Below are 20,467 nucleotides of genomic sequence, written 5' to 3'. Positions count from 1 at the left end.
GCGCAACACGGCACCCGCACGAACGGCAGGCGCGACGCACCATGCCCCTCGATACGGCCTGGCGCCGAAGGAGCACTTCATGCAAATGCGCAAGATTCCGGTCACGATCGTGACGGGCTTTCTCGGCAGCGGTAAAACCACGTTGCTGCGTCACATTCTCCAGCACGCGGGCGGCCTGCGCGTCGCGGTCATCGTCAACGAATTCGGCGAACTCGGTATCGACGGCGAGATTCTGCGCGGTTGCGGCATTGGCTGCGACGAGAACGGCAACGAAACGGAAGGCCAGCTCTACGAACTCGCGAACGGCTGCCTTTGCTGCACCGTGCAGGAAGAGTTCTTCCCCGTGATGGAGAAACTGCTCGAACGCCGCGGCGATGTCGATCACGTGCTGATCGAAACTTCGGGTCTCGCGCTGCCCAAGCCGCTCGTGCAGGCGTTCAACTGGCCGTCGATCCGCAACGCGTTCACCGTCGATGCGGTCGTGACCGTGGTGGACGGCCCCGCCGCCGCGAGCGGCCAGTTCGCCGAAAATCCGCAGGCCGTGGACGCGCAGCGCCGCGCCGATCCGAATCTCGATCACGAGTCGCCGCTGCACGAGTTGTTTGAAGACCAGCTTTCGGCGGCCGACCTCGTCATTCTCAACAAGACCGATCTGCTGGACGTAGCGGGCCAGGACGCGCTTATTGCCGAGCTGCGCGAAGAGCTGCCGCCGCAGGTGAAGATCGTGCGCGCGCAGCACGGCAAGCTCGATCTGCATACGCTGCTCGGGCTCGAGGCGGCCTCCGAGGAGAGCATTCATCTGCGGCACGACCATCACGGTTCCGCCGACGATCCCGATCATCATCATGACGAGTTCGATTCGGTTGTGGTGTCGGGCAATGCGGCTTCGCGCGAGAGCGTGATCGAGGCGCTGCAGCAACTCGTCGATGCGCACACGATCTATCGCGTGAAGGGTTTTGCCGCGTTGCCGGGCGCGCCCATGCGCCTCGTGATTCAAGGCGTGGGCCGTCGCTTCGACAGCTATTTCGACCGCCGCTGGAACGCGCAGGAAAGCGCGGCGCAGCCGCTTGCGAGCCGCTTCGTGCTGATCGGAGAGGATCTCGATGGCGCGACGCTGCAAGCGGCCTTCGATGTCGCGTTGGCGAATGTGCAGACCGCGGGCGCGAAGTGAGCGCACCCAGCTAGACGAGGCCGTCCCATGCATTTGCTGCGCACTACGCCTGGCGGCTTCGTCGACGACACGCAGGGCGTTATCCGGATCGACCAGCAGCCCGCCGAGATCGTCGTGCTCAGTTCGGCCGACACGACGCTCGCGCTGCTTGCGAGCGTCGTGCCGCGCCTGCCCGCAGGTTTTCCGAGCGTGCGGCTTGCGAACGTTACGTATTTGCGCCAGCCCGCGTCGGTGGACTTCTACGTCGAAGATGTCTTGCAGCACGCGCGCGTGGTGGTGGTCGATCATCTGGGCGGCGAAACGTACTGGCCATATGGCATCGAGCAGGTCGTCTCGCTAGCCGAGCGCCGCGGGCAACTGCTCGCGATGTTTTCGGGCGACTTGCAGGAAGACCCCAATCTCATCGCGAAGAGCCGCGCCGAGCCCGAGTTTTGCCGCTTGCTGTGGCGTTATCTGCGCGAAGGCGGCGCGGCCAACGCCGAATCGTTCCTGCGTGCGCTCGCGTGGCGCGCATTCGACTGGGGCAGCGAGCCTGCGCCGCCCATTGCGTTGCCCGCCGCTGCGCTCTATTGCCCGCAGCGCGACGTCGCGACCATCGACGAATGGCGCGCGCGCTGGCAACCTGGCGCGCCGGTCGTCGCGCTGCTGTTTTACAAGGCGCATCTGCAGGCGGCGAACACCGCCGCTTTCGATGCCCTCATCGACGCGCTGCTCGCGCGCGGCCTGAACCCGCTGCCGCTTGCGATCACGTCGCTCAAGGACACTTTGAGCCGCGACGTGCTCGATCAACTGGCGGCCGAGCACGACGTCTCGCTCGTGCTGAATACCACGGCCTTCGCGGCTTCGTCGCTCGACGACCCCGAACCGATCGCGCTCGCCGGCGACGCGCCCGTGCTCCAGGTGATCCTGAGCGGCGGCAATCGCGAAGACTGGGTGAAGGACAATCACGGCCTGAATTCGCGTGACATCGCCATGCATATCGCGCTGCCCGAAGTGGACGGCCGCGTGATTACGCGTGCGATCAGCTTCAAGGGCCTCGCATACCACTGCAAAGAGACGCAGGTCGATGTCGTGCGCTATCAGCCCGATGCCGAGCGCGTGGCGTTCGTCGCCGAACTGGCGCGCCGGTGGTGCCGTCTGCGCAGCCTGCCGAACGCGGAGAAGAAACTCGCGCTCGTGCTCGCGAACTATCCGATGAGCGAAGGGCGCATTGGCAACGGCGTGGGACTCGACACGCCGGCCTCGGTGGTCGGCATCCTGCGCATGCTGCGTGACGAAGGCTATCGTGTGGCCGATCTGCCCGAAGACGGCGACGCGCTCATGCGCATCCTCACGCAGGGCGTGACGAACGATCCCGACACCCGCGCGCTGCGTCCCGCATGGCAGAGTCTTTCCCTCGATGATTACCGCGCGCGCTTCTCGCAGTTGCCCGCCGAGGCGCAAAACGCGCTGATCGCGCGCTGGGGCGTGCCGGAGGACGACCCCACCGTGCGCCGCGGCCGCTTCATGATTGCGGGCTGGCGCTGTGGCCAGGTGTTCGTGGGCATTCAGCCTTCGCGCTCGCGCGGCGACGACACCTACGCGAACTACCACGACGCCGAACTCGTGCCGCCGCACGCGTATCTCGCGTTTTACTTCTGGCTGCGCGAGACCTTCGGCATCGACGCCATCGCGCACGTGGGCAAGCACGGCAACCTGGAGTGGCTGCCGGGCAAGAGCGTGGCGCTCGCCGACACCTGCTGGCCCGACATGGCGCTCGGGCCGCTGCCGCATCTGTACCCGTTCATCGTCAACGATCCGGGCGAGGGGAGCCAGGCCAAGCGCCGCGCCCAGGCCGTGATCATCGATCACCTGATGCCGCCGCTCACGCGCGCCGAAAACTACGGGCCGCTGCAAGACCTCGAACGTCAGGTCGATGAGTATTACGAAGCATTGATGGTGGACCCGCGCCGCGCGAAGCTGCTGCGCAAGACCATACTCGCGATCATCATCGAGCATCGGCTGCACGAGGAATTGAGCGTCGCCGCGCCGCAGGATCAGGCGGGCGAAGACGAATTGCTCACGCGCGCCGACGCTTACCTGTGCGAGCTGAAGGAAGCGCAGATTCGCGACGGCCTGCATACGTTCGGCGAATCGCCGCAAGGCCAGCAGCGGTGCGACACGCTGCTCGCGCTCGGACGATACGCATGCGGGGACGGGCAGGGCGCGAACGCAGGTCTCATCGATGCGCTCGCGGGAGACCTGCGCATCGATCACCTCGTCGATCCGGCCACGGTCGATTGGGCTGCGCCGTGGCAAGGCCCGCGTCCACCACGGCTCGCAGCGGTGAGCGATACGCCATGGCGTCATGCGGGCGACACGCGCGAACGCCTGGAAATGCTCGCGGCCACGCTGATCGAAGACATTTGCTCAGGTCAACGAAGCGATGCGGAGACTGCGTCGCTTCCCCACGCGACCCAGGTGCTTGCGCGCCTGCGCGACGACGTGCTGCCGCGCCTCGACGCCTGCGGCCCCGAAGAGATGCGCCAGCTGCGTCGTGGCTTCGAAGGCCGCTTCGTGCCGCCAGGCCCGAGTGGTTCGCCCTCGCGCGGCCGCCCCGATGTGCTGCCCACGGGCCGCAACTTCTATTCCGTCGATACGCGCGCCATTCCGACGCAAGCAGCGTGGGCGCTCGGCATGAAATCGGCGCATCAACTCATCGAGCGCCATCTGCAGGAGCACGGCGACTACCCGCGCGCCATTGGGCTTTCGGTCTGGGGCACGGCGACGATGCGCACCGGCGGCGACGACATCGCCCAGGCGTTCGCGCTGATCGGCGTGCGGCCGAAGTGGGCCGCCGGCAGCCAGCGCGTGACCGACTTCGAGATCATGCCGGTCGAGGCGCTGGACCGGCCGCGCATCGACGTGACGCTGCGCGTATCGGGCTTTTTCCGCGACGCGTTTCCCAACGTCATGCATCTGTTCGACGCCGCCGTGCAGGCGGTGGCCGATCTCGACGAGCCGGAGCACCAGAACCCGCTGCGCGCACGCGTGCTGCGCGAGCGCGATGCGCTGGTCGCGAACGGCATGGCCGCCGACGAGGCGCGACGCCGCGCGGGCTGGCGTGTCTTCAGCGCGCGCCCCGGCGCGTATGGCGCGGGCTTGCAGTCGTTGATCGACCATCGACAGTGGCAGACCGACGCCGATCTCGCGAACGCGTACCAGGCGTGGGGCGGTTACGCCTACGCACAAAAGAGCGCGGGCGACGAGGCGAGCGAGGCGTTCCGCGCGCGACTCGCGACACTCGACGTGGTCCTGCAGAACCAGGACAACCGCGAACACGACCTGCTCGACTCGAACGACTACTACCAGTTCCAGGGCGGCATGGCCGTGGCGTCGCGGCATTTTTCGCAGGCGCAGCCCGCGCTCTATCACGCGGACCACAGCAACCCCGCCGCGCCGCGCATTCGTCCGCTGCACGAAGAGATTGCGCGCGTGATCCGCTCGCGCGTGGTGAACCCGAAGTGGATCGACGGCGTGAAGCGCCACGGTTATAAGGGCGCGGCGGAAATGGCGGCGACCGTGGATTACCTGTTTGGCTATGACGCGACTGCGCGCGTGGTGGGAGATCATCAGTACGCGCTCGTCGCGAACGCCTACGTGCACGACGACGACACGCGCGAATTCATGCAGCGCCACAATCCGCACGCGCTGCATGCCGTGTGCGAGCGCCTGCTCGAAGCGATCCAGCGCGGGCTCTGGCAGGAGCCGGGCGAGCATCGCGCACAACTCGAACACCGTCTGCTCGAAACCGGGCAGCATCTGGAAGGATCAGGACCATGAGCGCAGCGGCCACGCGTCCCGCTTTTCCTTTTACCGCGCTGGTTGGCCAGGCGGCATTGCAGCGCGCGCTGCTGCTCGCGGCCATCGACCCCGCGATCGGCGGCGTGCTGGTGAGCGGGCCGCGCGGCACCGCGAAATCCACGGCGGCGCGTGCGCTCGCGGCGCTCTTGCCGGAAGGCGCGTTCGTCACGCTGCCGCTCGGCGCGAGCGAGGACAAGCTGATCGGCACGCTCGACCTCGAAGCGGCGTTGCGCGAGAGCGCGGTGCGCTTCGCGCCGGGGCTGCTCGCGCGCGCACACGGCGGCGTGCTTTACGTGGACGAAGTGAACCTGCTGCCCGACGCGCTCGTCGACGTGCTGCTCGACGCGGCGGCGAGCGGCGTGAATACCGTGGAACGCGATGGCGTGTCGCACACGCACGACGCGCACTTCGTGCTGGTTGGCACGATGAATCCCGAAGAGGGCGAGTTGCGTCCGCAATTGCTCGATCGCTTCGGCTTGATGGTCGAACTCGGCACGCCTTATGACGTCGCTGAACGGCAACGCATCGTCAAGGCGCGGCTTGCATTCGACGCCGATCCGCAGGCGTTTTGTGCGGTGCGCGAGGCCGAACAGCGCGCGCTCGCGCAGCGCATCGCGGCGGCCCGCGATGCGCTCGACAAGCTCGACTGGAGCGACGCCGTCCACGAGCGCGCCGCGCAGCGTTGCATCGAGGCCGCCGTCGACGGCTTGCGCGCCGATCTCGTGATGCTGCGTGCGGCGCGCGCGCTCGCCGCGTTCGAAGGGGCGCAGGCGGTGAGCCCGGAACACGTCGACGAGGTTGCCGAGTGCGTGCTCGCACATCGCCGGCACGCCATGCCGCAGCGCTCCGATGTGCCGTCTTCACCCGAGACGCAGCCGCCCGCCTCGCCGAGGCACGAAGACAAGCACACCGAAACATCATCGGATGCCGATTGGGGCGAGCTGCCGCCCGAGCCCGTCGCGGCGAAGGCCGTGAAGGGTGTGATCCCGCTGCCCGCAAAAAAACGCTGACCCGTCGGGCACAGGCCGCCGCCTCGGCACAGGGCGGCGCTCGACGGCGAGAAGGCCCGGGACGCGGTCCCGCACAAGTTGCGAAGCACGGCGAGCGCATCGCCTGGCCGCCCACGTTCGCAGCCAAACGCGCCGGATCGTTGCAGGCGCGACATTTCCGCTACGCCAAACGCAAGACGGGGTCCGGCGCGCTCCATTGCTTCGTCTTGGACTGCTCGGCTTCGATGCTCGCGCGCGGCCAGCTCGCGCTCGCCAAGGGGTTGTTGATCGCGCTATTCGACCGCGCCCGCGCCGAGCGTGTGGAAGTGGCGCTGATTGCTTTTGGGGGTGCCGGCGCCGAGCTGAGGTTCGGGCCCGCGGTGCCGCGCTGGTGGAACGAGCGCTGGATCGAGCCGATCGGCGGGGGCGGCGGCACGCCGCTCGAAGCGGGCATCGGCTGGGCGGCACAGGTGCTCGACACTGCCGCGCGCCGCGATCCGGCGCGCACCCGCCATCTCTGGCTGTTCAGCGACGGCCGCACGACGCAGTGGCCCGCGCGGCCACGCCACGCCGACCACGTCACGGTGATTGATTGCGAACTTGGCGCGCTGCGCCTGGGGCGCTGCGAGGCACTCGCGCAGGCATGGGCCGGCGAGTGCCTGGACGCTCAGGCGCTGCTCGCCTGAACGCGCGTCAGCGCATGCTGCCGGTCCAGTAGAGTACGTCGTCCTGACGATCGAATACGTACACTTTCATCGCCATTTGCTCGGCGGCCGTGAGGCGGTCGAGTTCGAGGCCGAGCGTCGCGTGCGCGGGGTCGCCCGTTTCCGCTTGCACGTTGCGGATGACAGCGCTGGTTTCGATCGCCGTAGCGTTGTCGCCCGAGCGCAGCTGGAAGGCCACGCGCAGCCGCTCGCCAACCTTGCCGAGCGCCCACGCGGCGCTCACCGAAAGCCCGAGCGCGCTGATCCCGCGCGCGAGCGCCACGCCGTCATAACCCGCACCTTCCTCGCCGATGCCGTAGCGCACGGGAAATTGCGCGCGCACCCGAATCGAGCGGCGTTCGCGCAGGCGGCGGATGTTGGCGGGCTTCGAAAGCACGAGATAGTCGAGCGGCGACTGGCTGAGCGCATGCACGGTGCATACGAAGCGATAGACGGCCTGGCTCGCAATCGCGACGATCTCCACGTTTTCACCCGGCGTGATGGCGACGGGGCGGCCATCGACATAGGGCGTCGTCACGAAGAGCGCCTCGTTGGGCGCGAAACCGATCAGGCGGCACGGGTGCATCGGCGCGCCGCTCGCGCCCATCTGCGGACGCAGGCCCATCAGCGCGCCGATGGTCAGGTGCATGTCGCGCGTGGTGGCCGCGGTATCGCCGATGCTAGCCCCATTCGCGGCCGTCGCGCTCTCCGGTGCAACCTCGAGCCGTTCCTTGTCGCCGCGATGCGGCTCGAAATGCAGGAACAGGAAGTCGCGTTCCGCTTCACCCATCAGCACCGAGCCGGCATCGAGCAGCAAGGCGCCGTCCCGATCGACGACAGGCCAGGCGAGCGGCTCGCCGACCGGCAGGGCTTGCGGCGTGAGCGGGGCGGCTTCGGTTGCAGCGTCGGCTGCGGCGTCGGTGGCTGCGGCTTGATCTTCAGTGGTCGGGTTGGTCATCGGCGCAGGGTGGACGGTGAGCGGTTCGCGTCGCGAATTCACTTCGCGGGTTCACCTGGTTTACGGCGCTACGACAGGGAAATTGAGTATGTGCCGCGATTCGAAGGCGGTTTCGCGAGCCGCAGTATGATGGCGCCTGAATGCAATCTGTAATCGGCCGGCACGCGGTACGAGCGGTATCAACGGAACGCGCGGAGCAAGAGGAAACGCCTCATGAAGCTCTGGACACGATGTTTGCGAATCCTCCGCCAATGGAACCGGGCGCTCATGCAGTGGGTGGGCAGCCATCCGTTCATTGTCGGCACGATGGGCTCGCTAGTCGGCGCGGCCATCGTTGCCATCGTGCTGTTGGGGCTGATGCAGCAGCGCACCCAGGCCATCTTCGGCACGCAGCGCCATTCGGCCGCGCTCGTTGCGCTGATGTCGAACGACCTCGAGGCGAATTTCGGCATCTACGACCTTTTGCTGATCGATGCCGCCGAAAGCGCGCGCGACCCGCGCACGCAAGGGCTTCCGGCCGACATCCGCCGCAAGTTGCTGTTCGGCCGCGTGGCGGCCGGCGCGTATCTCGACGACGCGTTCAGTGCCGACGCGAGCGGCAATATCGTCGAATCGCGGGACGGCCGCGCGTATCCCGGCGTCAATCTGGCGGATCGCGACTATTTCACGGTGCAGCGCGATCGCTCGGTCGGCATGTATATTTCGGACCCGATTCGCTCGCGCACGCGCGAAGGCCAATATTCGATTGCGCTGTCACGCCGCGTGACCGAATACGACGGTTCGTTTGGCGGCGTCGTGCTGCTCACGCTGCGGCTTGCCTATTTTCAGCAACTGTTCGACCGGATCGACGTCGACCCGAAGGGCAGCGCGTTTATCCTGCTGAACGACGGGACCATGCTCGCGCACCGTCCCTATTCGGACTACGAAGTGGGTGCGCAAGTCGGCGAGCTGGAATACATCCAGCCGATGCTGAAGGCGGGCGCCGGCTCGTTCATCGCCGCGGGCGAGGAGGACGAGGTCGAACGCATCTACACGTTCAAGCGTGTTCCGCACACGACGCTCATCGCGGTGGTCGCGCCTTCCGTGGACGGCGCGCTCGACGCATGGCGGCACCGCCTGCAAATCTATGCGCCGATGGCGTTGATCTTCGGCGCGCTGATTGCGGCTTCGTCGTGGCTGCTCGCACTGTCGATGCGCACGCGGCTCGCCACGCAAAAAGAATTCGAACGTCTCGCGGTTACCGACGCGCTCACGGGCCTCTTCAACCGGCGCGCGCTCGACTTGCGCATCGAAACCGAATGGCAGCACGCGAGACGCGCGGGCGAACCGCTCTCGGTGCTCTTCATCGATATCGACAAGTTCAAGCTCTTCAACGACTTCTACGGGCACGCAGAGGGCGATAAGGTGCTCGCTGCCGTCGCACGCGCGATACGCGAGGCCTGCCGCCGCGCCACGGACATGGTTGCGCGCTACGGCGGCGAAGAGTTCGCCGCGGTCCTGCCGGCCACGCCGGCGGACGGCGCCGTGAAAATCGCGGAAGCGGTGCGCCAGCAAGTGGCGGCGCTCGGAATCGCGCACGAGCACAGCGAATACGGCACGCTGACCGTGAGCATTGGCTGCGCCACCTGCGTGCCGCACAAGCGCGATGGCGCGCAGGCGCTGCTGCGCGCCGCCGACACTGAGCTTTACGCCGCGAAGCAGGCAGGGCGCAATCAGGTGAAAGCGCGCGAGTTCGAGGGTGCACCACCCGACCCGCGCGACGCGCTGCCTACCTTGAAGGCGTGAGCGCTTTTTTTTTAGGCATCCTCGCGATACCAGCGCGGCGTGTAAATCCATTCGCCACCGTCACCACGAGCGAACCCGCGTGTGGCCGACGACCCGACGATAACCATCGTGCGCATATCGACGTCCGCCGAACGCAGTTCGCCCAGGGTCGTGGCGCGCAGCGTCTCGCCGGGGCGGCCTACGTCGCGGCCCAGCACCACGCGCGTGTGCGGCGCGCGCACGCTGCGCACGATTTCCAGCGCGCGCTCGAGCTGCCAGGGCCGCGCGCGCGAGATGGGGTTGTAGAACGCCATCACGAGATCGGCCTGCGCCGCGTGCAGGAGGCGCTTTTCGATCACCGTCCACGGCTTCAGGTTGTCGGAAAGCGAAAGCATGCAGAAGTCGTGGCCGAGCGGCGCGCCGACTTGCGCCGCCGTGGCGAGCGCTGCGGAAACGCCTGGCACGATAGCCAGCTCGACGGCATGCCAGCGTGCGTCGTCCGAGCCTTCGAGCGCTTCGAGCACGGCAGCCGCCATGGCGAACACACCGGGGTCGCCCGAGGAGACCACGGCCACGCGCCGGCCTTCGCTCGCCATCTCGAACGCGTGGCGGGCGCGCTGCAGTTCTTCGCGATTGTCGGTGGCGTGGCGCTGCTGGTCCGCGCGAAACGGGCCCGCCATATCGACATAGGTTGCATAGCCGACGATATCGGTGGCGCTGTCGAGCGCGGCGCGCGCGGCAGGCGTAAGCAGGTCGGCGCGGCCGGGGCCGAGGCCCAGCACCGTGAGCTTGCCGCGCGCGCGGCCCAGCGCGCGCGGGTCGAGCGGCGCGGCCGCGCAGGCGAGGGCGACGCCGTCGTCGTTCGGCGTGTAGCGCTCGACGTCCGCCGCGAGGTCGAGGGCGGCGAGCGTAGCTTGCGCCGTGTTCTCCTCGCTATCGACGAAGCGCAGCGGTACGCCGAGTTCCGCTGCCGCCTGCGCGAGCGACGCATCGCGCATGTGCGCAGCAGGGGCGACGAGCGCCGCGAGCGCAAGCGGCGCGAGGCCGTGCGCATCGAGCGCGCGGCGCACGTTATCGGCAAGCGCTTCGCGTGGCGCACCCACGGCCGCGACGATGCTGCGCGGATGAATGACGAGGTCGTCGGGACTGCCGTCCCAGACGTGCGCGCTCACGCGGATGGCATGGCGCGCCGCGGCCTCGCGTGGCAGATCGACATTTTCGAGCCACGGTGCGTGGCCGTCCACGCGTGTCGCTGCGCCCGCAAGCAGATCGGAGACGAAGCGCTTGCCTTGCGCGAGGCTCGCGAGCGCATAGCCCGCAGGCGGATTGAGCAGGCAGGTGCCGAAGCGCAATTCGCCGCTCGTGGTGATGGCGGGCGCAACCGCGAGCGCCGCGCCGATTTCGCGTGCCATGACGTTCACGCCCGTGAGTCCACCGAGCAGCGGCACGACGGCGCTGCCGTCCTCGGCGAGCGCGAGCACCGGCGGCTCTGCGCCCTTGTTGGCAAGGAGCGGCGCGAGGCAGCGGATCACGATGCCCGCCGCGCACAGCGCGACGATGGGCAGGCCGCGCGTATAGCATTCGCGCAAATGCGCGCCAAGCTCGCTGAACGCGACATCGCCTGCCACGCGGCCCTCCAGCGCATGGACCTGCGCGCCTGGGTAAAGCGTCTGCACGCGCCGCGCCGTGGCGAGCGCGCCGGGCCCGAGAATGACGATGGCGGGCGGCGTCACGACTGCCATTTCACCCCCGGCACGACGAGCAGCGAGAAGTACGGCGAAGCCATCGGATCGACGTCGTCGAGCGGGACGATGCGCTGGTTCGCCATGGTTGCGCGCTCGACATACAGCGCGCGATGCGCGAGGTCCAGTTCGCCCAGCACGCGGCGCACCTTGTCGAAATTGCGGCCCAGCTTCATGATCACGGCGGCATCCGCGTCGGCCAGGCGCCGGCGCAATTCGTCCTCGGGCAGCACGCCCGAGAGTACGGCGAGGCTCTGGTTGCGGTAGACGAGCGGCACGCCCAGCACCGCCGCGCCGCCCAGCATCGAGCACACGCCCGGCACGACTTCGGCCTCGTAGTGTGCGGCGAGCCGGTCGTGCAGATACATGTACGAGCCGTAGAAGAACGGATCGCCTTCGCAGATCACGGCCACGTCGCGTCCGGCGTCGAGATGGCGCGAAAGCGTTTGCGCCGCGCCGTCGTAGAAGTCGGCGATGATCGCTTCGTACGAGAGCGGCGGTTCGAGCGCTTCGGTCGTCACGGGGTACACGAGCGGCAGGCGTTCCTGCTCCGCTTCGAGATGGGCCTCGACGATGCCGAACGCATTGCCTTTCTTGCCCTTCGCGACGAAATACGCGACCACGGGCGCGGCCTTGAGCAGGCGCAGCGCCTTGAGCGTGAGCAGTTCGGGGTCGCCGGGGCCGACGCCAATGCCGTGCAGACGTCCTTTGCGGATCATTTATTCGGTCTCCGAAGCGAGTGCGTTGACGGCGGCGGCGGCCATCGCGCTGCCGCCGCGGCGGCCGTGCACGACGACGAAGGGTACGCCGTGACTTTCGGCTGCAAGCTGCGCCTTGGACTCGGCCGCGCCGACGAAGCCGACGGGAAAGCCGAGGATGAGCGCGGGGCGCGGAGCGCCGGCGGCAATCATGTCGAGCAGATAAAAGAGTGCGGTGGGCGCATTGCCGATTGCAACGACGCTGCCTGCGAGATGCGGCCGCCACAGTTCGAGCGCGGCTGCCGAGCGCGTGTTGCCGATCTCGCGCGCGAGATCCGGTACAGCTGGATCGTCGAGCGTGCAGATCACAGCGTTGTTCGCCGGCAAGCGCGCGCGCGTCACGCCGTAAGCGACCATTTTTGCGTCGCAGAGAATCGGCGCGCCGCCCGCGAGCGCGTTGCGGCCCGCTGTGCCCGCGCCTGCGGAAAATGCGAGGTCGGCGGCCACATCCACCATGCCGGATGCGTGAATCACGCGCACGGCAAGTTTTTCGAGGTCGGCGGGAATGCGCGAGAGGTCGGCTTCGGCGCGGATCGTCGCGAACGACTCGCGATAGATCGCCTGGCCGTCGCGAATGTAATCAGACATCTTGGTTACTCCGGGGCCGCTGCGCGAGTGCAAGCGCAGCGGCTTCGATCGTCAGGTTGCGCGCGATGAGTTGGCCAAAGCGCTGGCCGAAGCCGCTTTGCGTGTCGTCGCGCTGGTACAGGTCGTAGTGGTCCGGGGTGCTGGCGAGCAACGTGAACGGCGCGCAATGCGCGGCCGCGCAGGAGCGCTCGCAGCCGCTCAGGTGGGCTTCGGCGTCGGGCGGCAGCATTGCGGCGAGGCGCTGTGCGTCTGCCTTCGTGTCCGCGCGGCTTTTTGCACATCCCGTCGAGCCCGTGCACGCGACGAGGCGCGCGAGCGGGTCGGCGCGGGAGGCGATGAGACCGAGCGCGTCCAGGCGTTCGAGCGCGGCGGGCATGGCGTGCGCGGGCACATTCGGCAGCAGGACGCCTTGCCAGGGCGTCGCGCGCAATGTCGCGTCGCCCGAGTCTTCCGCGAGCGCGGCAAGTGCGCGCAGCGTTGGCGCGTCGATACGGCCGAGCACGGGCTGCGCGCCCACGTAGCCGCTGCCGTCGGCGTGCAGCGCGTGTGCGCCGAGGCGCAAGCCGGCGGGGCTCGCCGCGCGGCGCCAAGCGGGCAGCGTGGCGTCGTCACGCGTCAACGTGAAGTCGCCATGCTGTTGCGCGCGCTGTAGCAGCGAGTCGAGCGAATGAGTGGCGAGGACGTCGCGCATGCGTGTGGCGTCCGCGCCCGCGAGATCGAGGAACGCATGCAACAGCGCGCGCATCGATGCGCAAACGTCTTCGGCCGCGAGCGTGCCGACTGGCTGCGCCGTGGGGCGACCTGCGAGGCCCACCGCGAAGCGCACCGTTGCGCCATAAGGCAGCGCGGCGAGCCAGATGTCGTGCGGATGCTCGAGCATCGCCACACGTTCACCGCCGTCGAGTTGCAGCGCGAACTTGGGCGAGAGCGCGGCAAAGCGTGGCTCGCGCTGCATCATGTCGATGAGCGCGGCGGCGAGTTCCGTCGTGTCGCACAACGCGTCAGGGTCGAGGCCCGCGAGCGGACTCAGCATCACGTTGCGCAATTCGTCGGCGGCGCATGCACGCTCGACCGGGCTCGCGGCGTCGATGCCGGCAGGGCCGAGGCCTGCGTCGATCAGCGCGGCGCTCAATGCCGCTTCTTCGCCGGCGCGCACGCCGCGAATCTGCACGTTCGCGCGATTGGTTAGATCGAGTACGCCGTTCGCGTGCGTCGACGCTGCGTCGGCGAGGGCCCGCGCACGCGCGGAGCTCAGCACGCCGCCAGGCAGACGGATGCGGCACAGGCCGCCGTCACGCGCCGCGACCACGCGCAGGAGCCCCGGGCACGCCGAGGGGCGGAGCATGGCCAATGCGGCAGCGGGCGAGACAGGCTTCGTTTCGTGTTTCAAGGCATTACCGGGTAAGCATCACGCTGGAGCGGCGCGCTGCCCGCACGGCAGGCGGGAAACGGCAGCGGTATCGGTACACCCCGTCCGATATGGGTTCGCGCGAACAGTCGGCCGGCAGGTCTCCTGGCTCGCAGGTCGTGAACCGCATCGGCCTTCCCGGTAAAACCAGTGGCTCGGGTGGATGCGGTCTCGCTGCTCACAGTCGCGGGGCGGCCACAGCTTGCTGTGTTCCCTTTTTGCGATCCGGAGTTGGCGCTTCAGCGCTTGCTCCGGTCCCATGCAAAACTGCCTTAAAGGCGCCGGCGGACACGGTATTATGCCCGTTTTCACGCGTGCTCCGCCCCACAATAGGGCTGCGGGCCGTGGCGGTGTAGAGAAACAGGCAACGGCGGGAGAACGAATGCAGGGCAAGCAGGTATGGCTGACGGTGGTGGGCATCGGCGACGATGGATACGCGGGGCTCGGGCGCGACGCGCGGCGCGTGCTGTTCGACGCGGCCATCGTGACGGGTGGCGAACGCCATCTGGCGATGCTGCCCTCGCGCGTGCGTGCACGGCGCGAAGCGTGGCCGCAGCCGTTCAGCGTGGAGGCGCTGCTTGCCTACCGCGAATCAAATCTGTCCGTATGCGTGCTCGCGAGCGGCGACCCCATGCTGTTCGGCGTGGGCGCGACACTCGCGCGCCGCGTGGTGCCCGGTGAAATGCGCGTGCTGCCCGCGCCTTCATCGCTCTCGCTCGCGGCGGCGCGCAAGGGGTGGGCGCTGCAAGATACGGCGATGGTCTCGCTCGTCGGCCGTCCGCTCGATGCGCTGCGCCGCCATCTCTACGCGCGCTCGCGCGTGCTCGCGTTGAGCGCGGATGGGCGCACGCCCGCGGCGCTTGCCGCGTTGCTCGCCGAAGCGGGCTTCGGCGCCACGCGTCTTGCCCTGTTCGAGCATCTGGGCGGCCCGCTCGAACGCCGCATAGAAGGCCGCGCCGATGCGTGGCACGTTGAAGAAGCCGCGGCGCTCAATCTGGTCGCGTTCGAATGCGAGAGCGATAGTGCGCAGACGCTCGCGCGCGGCTGGACGCTCACGCCAGGCCTCCCCGACGACGCCTACCGACACGACGGTCAGATCACGAAGCGCGACGTGCGCGCGCTCACGCTCGCGCGTCTCGCGCCGACGCCCGGCGCGTTGCTGTGGGACGTGGGCGCGGGCAGCGGCTCGATCGGCATCGAATGGATGCGTTCGCACGCCGCTTGCCGCGCGATCGCGATCGAGGCGAACGCCGAGCGTCAACGCTTCATCGAGCACAATCGCGCGGCGTTGGGCGTGCCGGGTTTGCAACTCGTTGCGGGCCGCGCGCCCGACGCGCTCGCAGGACTCGCCGCGCCCGACGCGGTCTTTATCGGCGGCGGCGTGACCGTACCCGGCGTGCTGGACGCGTGCTGGGCGGCGCTCGCGAGCGGCGGGCGGCTCGTCGCGAACGCGGTGACGTTGCAGAGCGAAGCGGCACTCGTGGCATGGCGCGCGCAGCACGGCGGCGCGCTCACGCGCGTCGGCATCGGCGAGGCGCAGCCGCTGGGCGGCTTCGACACCTGGCGTCAGGCCTTGCCCGTCACGCTTTACGAGGCCGTCAAGCCATGACGGCGCGCATCCTGCTGCTCGGCGGCACCGGCGATGCGCTGGCGATCGCGCGCACGCTCGGCCCCCAGCACGTCTACTCGCTCGCGGGCCTTGGCCGCGTGCCCGCCGATCTCGCCTGCGCGGTGCGGGTGGGCGGCTTTGGCGGAGCCGAAGGGCTCGCGCGTTTTCTCGCGGACGAAAACATCACACTGGTTTTCGACGCCACGCATCCCTATGCCGCGCAGATCAGCGCCAACGCGGCGCGTGCGTGCGAAGCTGCCCACGTGCCGTACTGGGCGCTGCGGCGTGCGCCGTGGCAGCCGCAGCCCGGTGACGACTGGCGCATGGTGAGCGGCTGGGCCGGCGTAGTCGAAGCGGTCATGCCGTTCGCGCGCCCGCTCTTCACGCTCGGGCGCGAACCGCTTGCGCATCTGAACGAAGTGCCGCCGCAGCAGCACTGGACGGTCCGTTGCCTCGAAGCGCATCCTGGCCACGCCCGTGCGCGCATCATCGACGCGCGCGGGCCGTTCACGGCCGTTGGCGAGCGCACGCTCTTTACCGAAGCGCGCATCGACGTCGTGGTCAGCAAGAACAGCGGCGGCGCGGCGACCGAAGCGAAACTCGCCGTCGCGCGCGAAAAGGGCTTGCCCGTGGTGATGATGCAGCGCCCGCCGCTGCCCGACGCGCAATGTGAGTTCACATCAGCGCAAGAAGCAATCGACGCGCTCGCGAACCCTATTCAGCGGAGTTTCCACGCATGACTGTTTTCTTCATCGGCGCGGGGCCGGGCGATCCTGACCTGATCACCGTGAAAGGCCAGCGCCTCGTGCGCAGTTGCCCCGTCATTCTCTACGCGGGCTCGCTCGTGCCGCCCGCCGTGCTGGAAGGCCACCGCGCACACAAGGTGGTGGACACGGCGCCGCTCACGCTCGACGAGATCGTCGCGTTGCTCGAAAACGCGCATGCCCAGGGCTTCGACGTGGCGCGCGTGCATTCGGGCGACCCGTCGCTCTATGGCGCGATCGGCGAGCAGATCCGGCGGCTGCGTATGCTTGGTATTCCTTATGAAGTCGTGCCCGGCGTGACCGCGACCGCTGCGTGCGCGGCCGCGCTCGGCAGCGAACTCACGCTGCCCGGCATTTCGCAGACGCTCATTCTCACGCGCTACGCCACCAAAACGTCGATGCCCGAAGGCGAGCAGTTAGGCGACCTCGCGCGTCACCGAGCGACGCTCGCGATTCACCTGGGCGTGCGCCATATCGCGCGCATCGTCGAGGAATTGCTGCCGCACTACGGCGAAGATTGCCCGGTCGCGGTGATCTATCGCGCGAGCTGGCCCGACGAGGAACGCGTAACGGGCACGCTCGCGGATATCGCGCAGAAGGTGCTCGCTACGGATATCGAGCGTACCGCGCTCATTCTCGTAGGGCGCGTGCTCGAGGCGGAGGGGTTTGCGGATTCGAAGCTGTATGGGGCGCAAAAGCGCCACGACTAGGAAAGCGCGCGCAAGTGCGCGCGCAGCTTGTCCACCTCGCCCTTGGCGAACTCCTTTTCGATCTCCTCATGCGTTTGCTGCCATAGCGGAAACGCAGCGTTGAGCAGCCGATGCCCCTCGTCCGTGAGGCTCAGCAGACGGCTGCGCTTGTCTTCCGGGTCCTGCTCGATGACCACGAGACCGCGCCGCTCCAGCGGCTTGAGTGCGGCGGTGAGGGTGGTGCGGTCCATGGCGAGCAGCGAGGCCACGTCTTTCATACCGGGCGGATGCGGCCGGTTCAGCGACATCAGCAGCGAAAACTGCCCGTTCGTGAGATCGAGCGGACGCAGCACGTCGTCGAAAATGCGCGCGAGATTGCGTGCCGCCCGCTGCATATGCAGACACAGGCAGCAATCGCGCACCAATAGCGTGGTTTCGAAGGGAAGTTTCTTTGCGCGTGCCATGTTGCAATTATGTTGATATCAACCTATGCTGTCAAGGCCGGATGGGCGACATACCGTTGCTCCCGTTTTCAGACCAGCAACCAGACCAGCAGTTGGAGGACACATGAGCGATCAGAAACTGTTTCTCGCTGTTTTTCTCGGTACCAAAGACAACGCGCGCATGAAGGGATGGGCGGCGCTTTCCGAAGCCGATCGGCACGCGAAGGAAAAGGAGGGCATTGCGGCCTGGCACGCGTGGGTCGAAAAGCACAAGGCATCGATCGTCGATATGGGCGGCCCGCTCGGCAAGACGAAATCGATTGGCGAGCATGGCATCGCGGACACATCTAACGCGCTAACCGGCTATACCGTTTTCCGTGCTGCATCGCACGAAGAGGCTGCGAAGCTGTTCGAAGGCCACCCGCACTTTTCGATTTTTCCGGGCGAGGCCGTCGAGGTGATGCCCGTTCTGCCGATTCCCGGTGTGTGAACGGAGGCGCGTCATGAAACTCTATGGTTTTGCCGGCACGCGTTCGCAGCGCGCGCTATGGGGCCTCAAGGAAGTCGACGCCGATTTCGAATTCATCTCGGTCAATCTGCTCGCAGGCGAGCACAAGCGGCCTGAATACCTGCGCATCAATCCCGCAGGCAAGGTGCCCGTGCTGATCGACGGCGACCGCGTGATTCCCGAATCGGCTGCCATCGTGCTGTATCTCGCGGATAAATATCCAGAGAAGGCGCTGTTGCCCGCGGATCTCGACGAGCGCGCGCAGGCGTATCGCTGGACCCTGTTCGCGGTCACCGAACTGGAGCAGCCGCTCTGGAGAATCACGCGGCATTCGTTCCTGTATCCACCGGAAAAGCGCAGTACCGCCGATATCGAACTCGCGCGGGAGGACTTCAGCAGCATGGCCGCGGTGCTCGAAAGGCACCTCGAAGGACGCGAGTTCATCGTCGGCAACAAGCTTTCGGTCGCCGACTGCGTGACGGTGTATCTGATGGACTGGGCCAACGAAGTGCAACTGCTGGAGAGCTTCCCGCGCTTGCAGGCGTATCTCGAACGCCTCTACGCGCGTCCCGAGGCGCCGCAGCGCATCGCCGAAGCGCGCAAGGCGGCATAAATGGAAAACGGCCCAACCGGATCTCGCCGATTGGGCCGCCTCGCTACCGCGTTACGCCATATCAATGCGCCCGCGCATGCTCATGATCCACATGCGTGCGCTGCTGCGTCACCGTGCTCACCACCACGAGCACGATCACGTTCACGAACAGCGCAAGGAAGCCGATGTTGACGTCCTTGAGCGCGTCCGGCGCGAACGGAATCAGCTGAGCCACGCTCACATGCGTGAGCGTCGTGACGATCACCACCAGCACGCCCGCCACGATGCCGCAGAACGCGCCTTGCTTCGTTACGCGATTGCGCGCGGAGAGGCTGCACACCATCGCCGGGAACAGCTGCGTGACGAAGTTGTAGCCCATCAGGAGCAGCGCGACGATGGTGTCGCCGCCATTGAGCGTGAAGCCGACTGCCACGAGCGCGATCACCGGCACGAAAACGCGCGCGAGCTTCGCGACTTGCGCGTCGTCCGCGCTCTTCACGAGCCCGCCGCGATAGATGTCGTTGGCGAGCAGCGTCGAAGCCGTGGTGAGGATCATCGAGCCCGGCACGAGTGCGGTCAGCACGCCGGCCGCGCCGATCACGCCCACGAACCATGGATCGAACGTCTGCAGGGCGAGACGGAACAGCGAGAGGTCGATGTCGCCGCCCTTGAGGCCCGGCACCTTGAGCACGGCTGCGAAGCCGCAGAAGAAGACGAACAGCAAAATAAGCTGATAGAGCGGCAGGATCATCGCGTTGCGGCGGAAGATGCGCTCGTTCTTCGCGGTGTAGACCGACATGAACGTATGCGGCCACATGAAGAAGCCTAGTGCCGTGAGCAGCACGGTGGACTGGAACCACGTCACGCTCTGGCCGCGTGCCGGGAACGTGAGGAAGCCGGGCTTGGCGGCGTCGATGGCGCGGAACATCTCGCTCAGGCTGCCATAGTGGTGAATCGGCAGGTAAATGCCGAGGAACACGGCGATGGCGAGAATCATCGTGTCCTTCACGACCGAGTTCCACGCGCAGCCGCGCACGCCCGAAACGATCACGTAAGCCGTGACCACGGCCGCGCCGATCCAGATCGCCACGGTGGAGGAGATCGCGCCATACGAGGCCGTCGTCACGATGATGCCGAGGCCCTTGAGCTGCAGAACGAGATACGGCACGAGCGCGAGCACGCCCACGCAAGCCACCAGCACGCCCAGCGCGGGGCTCTGGTACTTGCGCGCGAAGAAGTGCGGCTGCGAGACGAGCCGGTGCTGCTTGGCGAAGCGCCAGACGGGCGGCAGCATCCAGTACGAGAGAATGTATGCAAGCGTGCCGTAAGCCAGAATGTAGTAGACGGGCGCGCCCTTGCCATAGGCGAAGCCGCTGCCGCCGAGGAACGTGAAGGTGGTGTAGATCTCGCCCGCCATCAGCAGGAACACGAACGCGGTGCCGAAGCTGCGGCCGCCCACGGCCCACTGCTCGAGGTTCATGTCGTGCCCGCGGCGGGCGCGCATGCCGAGGTAGAGCGCGACGAAGGTCATCGCCGCGATGATGATGAGGGCGCTCATGATCGCACCTCCGCGTCCGCTTCGCCCGAGAGCCGGTTGACTGGGTCGAGCCGGTAGACGATCCCCATGATCACCGCGGCCAGCACCACCCACATGACGATCCATGCGAGCACGAGCGGCATGCCGAGCACGAGCGGCTCGGTGCGATTGACGAACGGCACCCCTAGCAGGATGCCGATAAAGGGCAAGGCAGCGAGCAACCGCAGTGACATGGCAACTCCTCTTTCATATGAGAAGAAAAGAAACGTCGCGTCGGGGTGCGAAGCCACCCACTCTATGCTTGTGAACGCGCCCCGTAAAGCCGCCAAAAATACTGAAGGGCTTGCCGTAAAGATTGGTGCAACGCGCCATTTTTCGCGGCATCGAGCGACATCGATCA

The 20,467-nt window shown here is 67.4% G+C and carries 18 protein-coding genes and 1 riboswitch; of the genes, 10 read left to right on the top strand and 8 right to left on the bottom strand.

Going from position 1 to position 20,467, the window contains the following annotated elements:
- Positions 1 to 79 precede the first annotated feature (79 nt).
- The 4 genes from cobW (at position 80) to ACOJB8_RS15240 (ending at position 6,689) form a co-directional block, all read left to right on the top strand.
- On the top strand, positions 80 to 1,171 hold the full coding sequence (cobW, locus tag ACOJB8_RS15255) for a cobalamin biosynthesis protein CobW (protein WP_475013181.1): 1,092 nt from the start codon (positions 80 to 82) through the stop codon (positions 1,169 to 1,171).
- A gap of 27 nt (positions 1,172 to 1,198) precedes the next feature.
- Positions 1,199 to 4,993: a cobaltochelatase subunit CobN gene (gene cobN, locus ACOJB8_RS15250; RefSeq protein ID WP_475013180.1), complete on the top strand. Its 3,795-nt coding sequence runs from the start codon at positions 1,199 to 1,201 to the stop codon at positions 4,991 to 4,993.
- Positions 4,990 to 6,024 (top strand): ATP-binding protein, encoded by a 1,035-nt coding sequence (locus tag ACOJB8_RS15245; RefSeq protein WP_368729974.1) that lies wholly within the window; start codon positions 4,990 to 4,992, stop codon positions 6,022 to 6,024. The genes cobN and ACOJB8_RS15245 overlap by 4 nt, the downstream gene beginning before the upstream one ends.
- A 140-nt stretch (positions 6,025 to 6,164) precedes the next feature.
- Positions 6,165 to 6,689, top strand: a complete 525-nt coding sequence (locus ACOJB8_RS15240; RefSeq protein ID WP_368602859.1) for a vWA domain-containing protein — start codon at positions 6,165 to 6,167, stop codon at positions 6,687 to 6,689.
- A gap of 7 nt (positions 6,690 to 6,696) precedes the next feature.
- Here the strand turns inward: ACOJB8_RS15240 and ACOJB8_RS15235 are convergent, their stop codons facing one another.
- Positions 6,697 to 7,665, bottom strand: a complete 969-nt coding sequence (locus ACOJB8_RS15235; protein WP_410861159.1) for a flagellar brake protein — start codon at positions 7,663 to 7,665, stop codon at positions 6,697 to 6,699.
- A gap of 234 nt (positions 7,666 to 7,899) precedes the next feature.
- Here ACOJB8_RS15235 and ACOJB8_RS15230 point away from each other — a divergent pair, with 234 nt between their 5' ends.
- On the top strand, positions 7,900 to 9,450 hold the full coding sequence (locus ACOJB8_RS15230) for a sensor domain-containing diguanylate cyclase (RefSeq protein WP_475013178.1): 1,551 nt from the start codon (positions 7,900 to 7,902) through the stop codon (positions 9,448 to 9,450).
- 11 nt (positions 9,451 to 9,461) lie between these two features.
- Here the strand turns inward: ACOJB8_RS15230 and cobJ are convergent, their stop codons facing one another.
- Genes cobJ through cobG form a run of 4 tightly spaced genes read right to left on the bottom strand, consistent with a single transcriptional unit; the run spans position 9,462 to position 13,862 of the window.
- Positions 9,462 to 11,171, bottom strand: a complete 1,710-nt coding sequence (gene cobJ / locus ACOJB8_RS15225) for a precorrin-3B C(17)-methyltransferase (RefSeq protein WP_475013176.1) — start codon at positions 11,169 to 11,171, stop codon at positions 9,462 to 9,464.
- Positions 11,159 to 11,890, bottom strand: a complete 732-nt coding sequence (locus tag ACOJB8_RS15220; protein ID WP_368602863.1) for a precorrin-2 C(20)-methyltransferase — start codon at positions 11,888 to 11,890, stop codon at positions 11,159 to 11,161. Before ACOJB8_RS15220 ends, cobJ begins: the two co-directional genes overlap by 13 nt.
- Positions 11,891 to 12,517, bottom strand: coding sequence for a precorrin-8X methylmutase (locus tag ACOJB8_RS15215; protein WP_069266226.1), 627 nt, complete (start codon positions 12,515 to 12,517; stop codon positions 11,891 to 11,893). It lies immediately after the preceding gene.
- Positions 12,510 to 13,862, bottom strand: coding sequence for a precorrin-3B synthase (cobG, locus tag ACOJB8_RS15210; RefSeq protein WP_475013174.1), 1,353 nt, complete (start codon positions 13,860 to 13,862; stop codon positions 12,510 to 12,512). The genes ACOJB8_RS15215 and cobG overlap by 8 nt, the downstream gene beginning before the upstream one ends.
- Before the next feature lie 141 nt (positions 13,863 to 14,003).
- A riboswitch (cobalamin riboswitch) is annotated at positions 14,004 to 14,196 on the bottom strand.
- A 111-nt stretch (positions 14,197 to 14,307) separates the two neighbouring features.
- Here cobG and cbiE point away from each other — a divergent pair.
- The 3 genes from cbiE to cobM are packed head-to-tail and all read left to right on the top strand — an operon-like array spanning position 14,308 to position 17,008.
- Entirely contained in the window at positions 14,308 to 15,534 is a 1,227-nt protein-coding gene (cbiE, locus tag ACOJB8_RS15205) for a precorrin-6y C5,15-methyltransferase (decarboxylating) subunit CbiE (protein WP_475013172.1), read from the top strand.
- Positions 15,531 to 16,274 (top strand): cobalt-precorrin-6A reductase, encoded by a 744-nt coding sequence (locus ACOJB8_RS15200; protein ID WP_475013171.1) that lies wholly within the window; start codon positions 15,531 to 15,533, stop codon positions 16,272 to 16,274. Before cbiE ends, ACOJB8_RS15200 begins: the two co-directional genes overlap by 4 nt.
- Positions 16,271 to 17,008, top strand: a complete 738-nt coding sequence (gene cobM / locus ACOJB8_RS15195; RefSeq protein ID WP_475013169.1) for a precorrin-4 C(11)-methyltransferase — start codon at positions 16,271 to 16,273, stop codon at positions 17,006 to 17,008. Before ACOJB8_RS15200 ends, cobM begins: the two co-directional genes overlap by 4 nt.
- On the opposite strand, the gene ACOJB8_RS15190 is transcribed toward cobM, so the two are convergent.
- Positions 17,005 to 17,451, bottom strand: coding sequence for a MarR family winged helix-turn-helix transcriptional regulator (locus ACOJB8_RS15190; RefSeq protein WP_475013167.1), 447 nt, complete (start codon positions 17,449 to 17,451; stop codon positions 17,005 to 17,007). The two genes, cobM and ACOJB8_RS15190, sit on opposite strands and share 4 nt — an antisense overlap.
- Positions 17,452 to 17,554: 103 nt before the next feature.
- Here ACOJB8_RS15190 and ACOJB8_RS15185 point away from each other — a divergent pair, with 103 nt between their 5' ends.
- Both ACOJB8_RS15185 and ACOJB8_RS15180 read left to right on the top strand, forming a co-directional pair.
- On the top strand, positions 17,555 to 17,920 hold the full coding sequence (locus ACOJB8_RS15185; protein WP_069266232.1) for a YciI family protein: 366 nt from the start codon (positions 17,555 to 17,557) through the stop codon (positions 17,918 to 17,920).
- A gap of 13 nt (positions 17,921 to 17,933) precedes the next feature.
- A complete protein-coding gene (locus tag ACOJB8_RS15180) occupies positions 17,934 to 18,551 on the top strand; it encodes a glutathione S-transferase family protein (protein WP_475013166.1) in 618 nt (205 codons plus the stop codon).
- Positions 18,552 to 18,612: 61 nt separating this feature from the next.
- On the opposite strand, the gene ACOJB8_RS15175 is transcribed toward ACOJB8_RS15180, so the two are convergent.
- Both ACOJB8_RS15175 and ACOJB8_RS15170 read right to left on the bottom strand, forming a co-directional pair.
- Positions 18,613 to 20,088, bottom strand: coding sequence for a sodium:solute symporter family protein (locus ACOJB8_RS15175; protein ID WP_475013165.1), 1,476 nt, complete (start codon positions 20,086 to 20,088; stop codon positions 18,613 to 18,615).
- Positions 20,085 to 20,300 (bottom strand): DUF3311 domain-containing protein, encoded by a 216-nt coding sequence (locus ACOJB8_RS15170; RefSeq protein ID WP_028205546.1) that lies wholly within the window; start codon positions 20,298 to 20,300, stop codon positions 20,085 to 20,087. The genes ACOJB8_RS15175 and ACOJB8_RS15170 overlap by 4 nt, the downstream gene beginning before the upstream one ends.
- Between the last annotated feature and the right edge of the window lie 167 nt (positions 20,301 to 20,467).

The sequence above is a fragment of the Paraburkholderia sp. BR10141 genome, from assembly GCF_056155635.1.
This window is presented reverse-complemented; position numbering and strand designations above follow the sequence as displayed.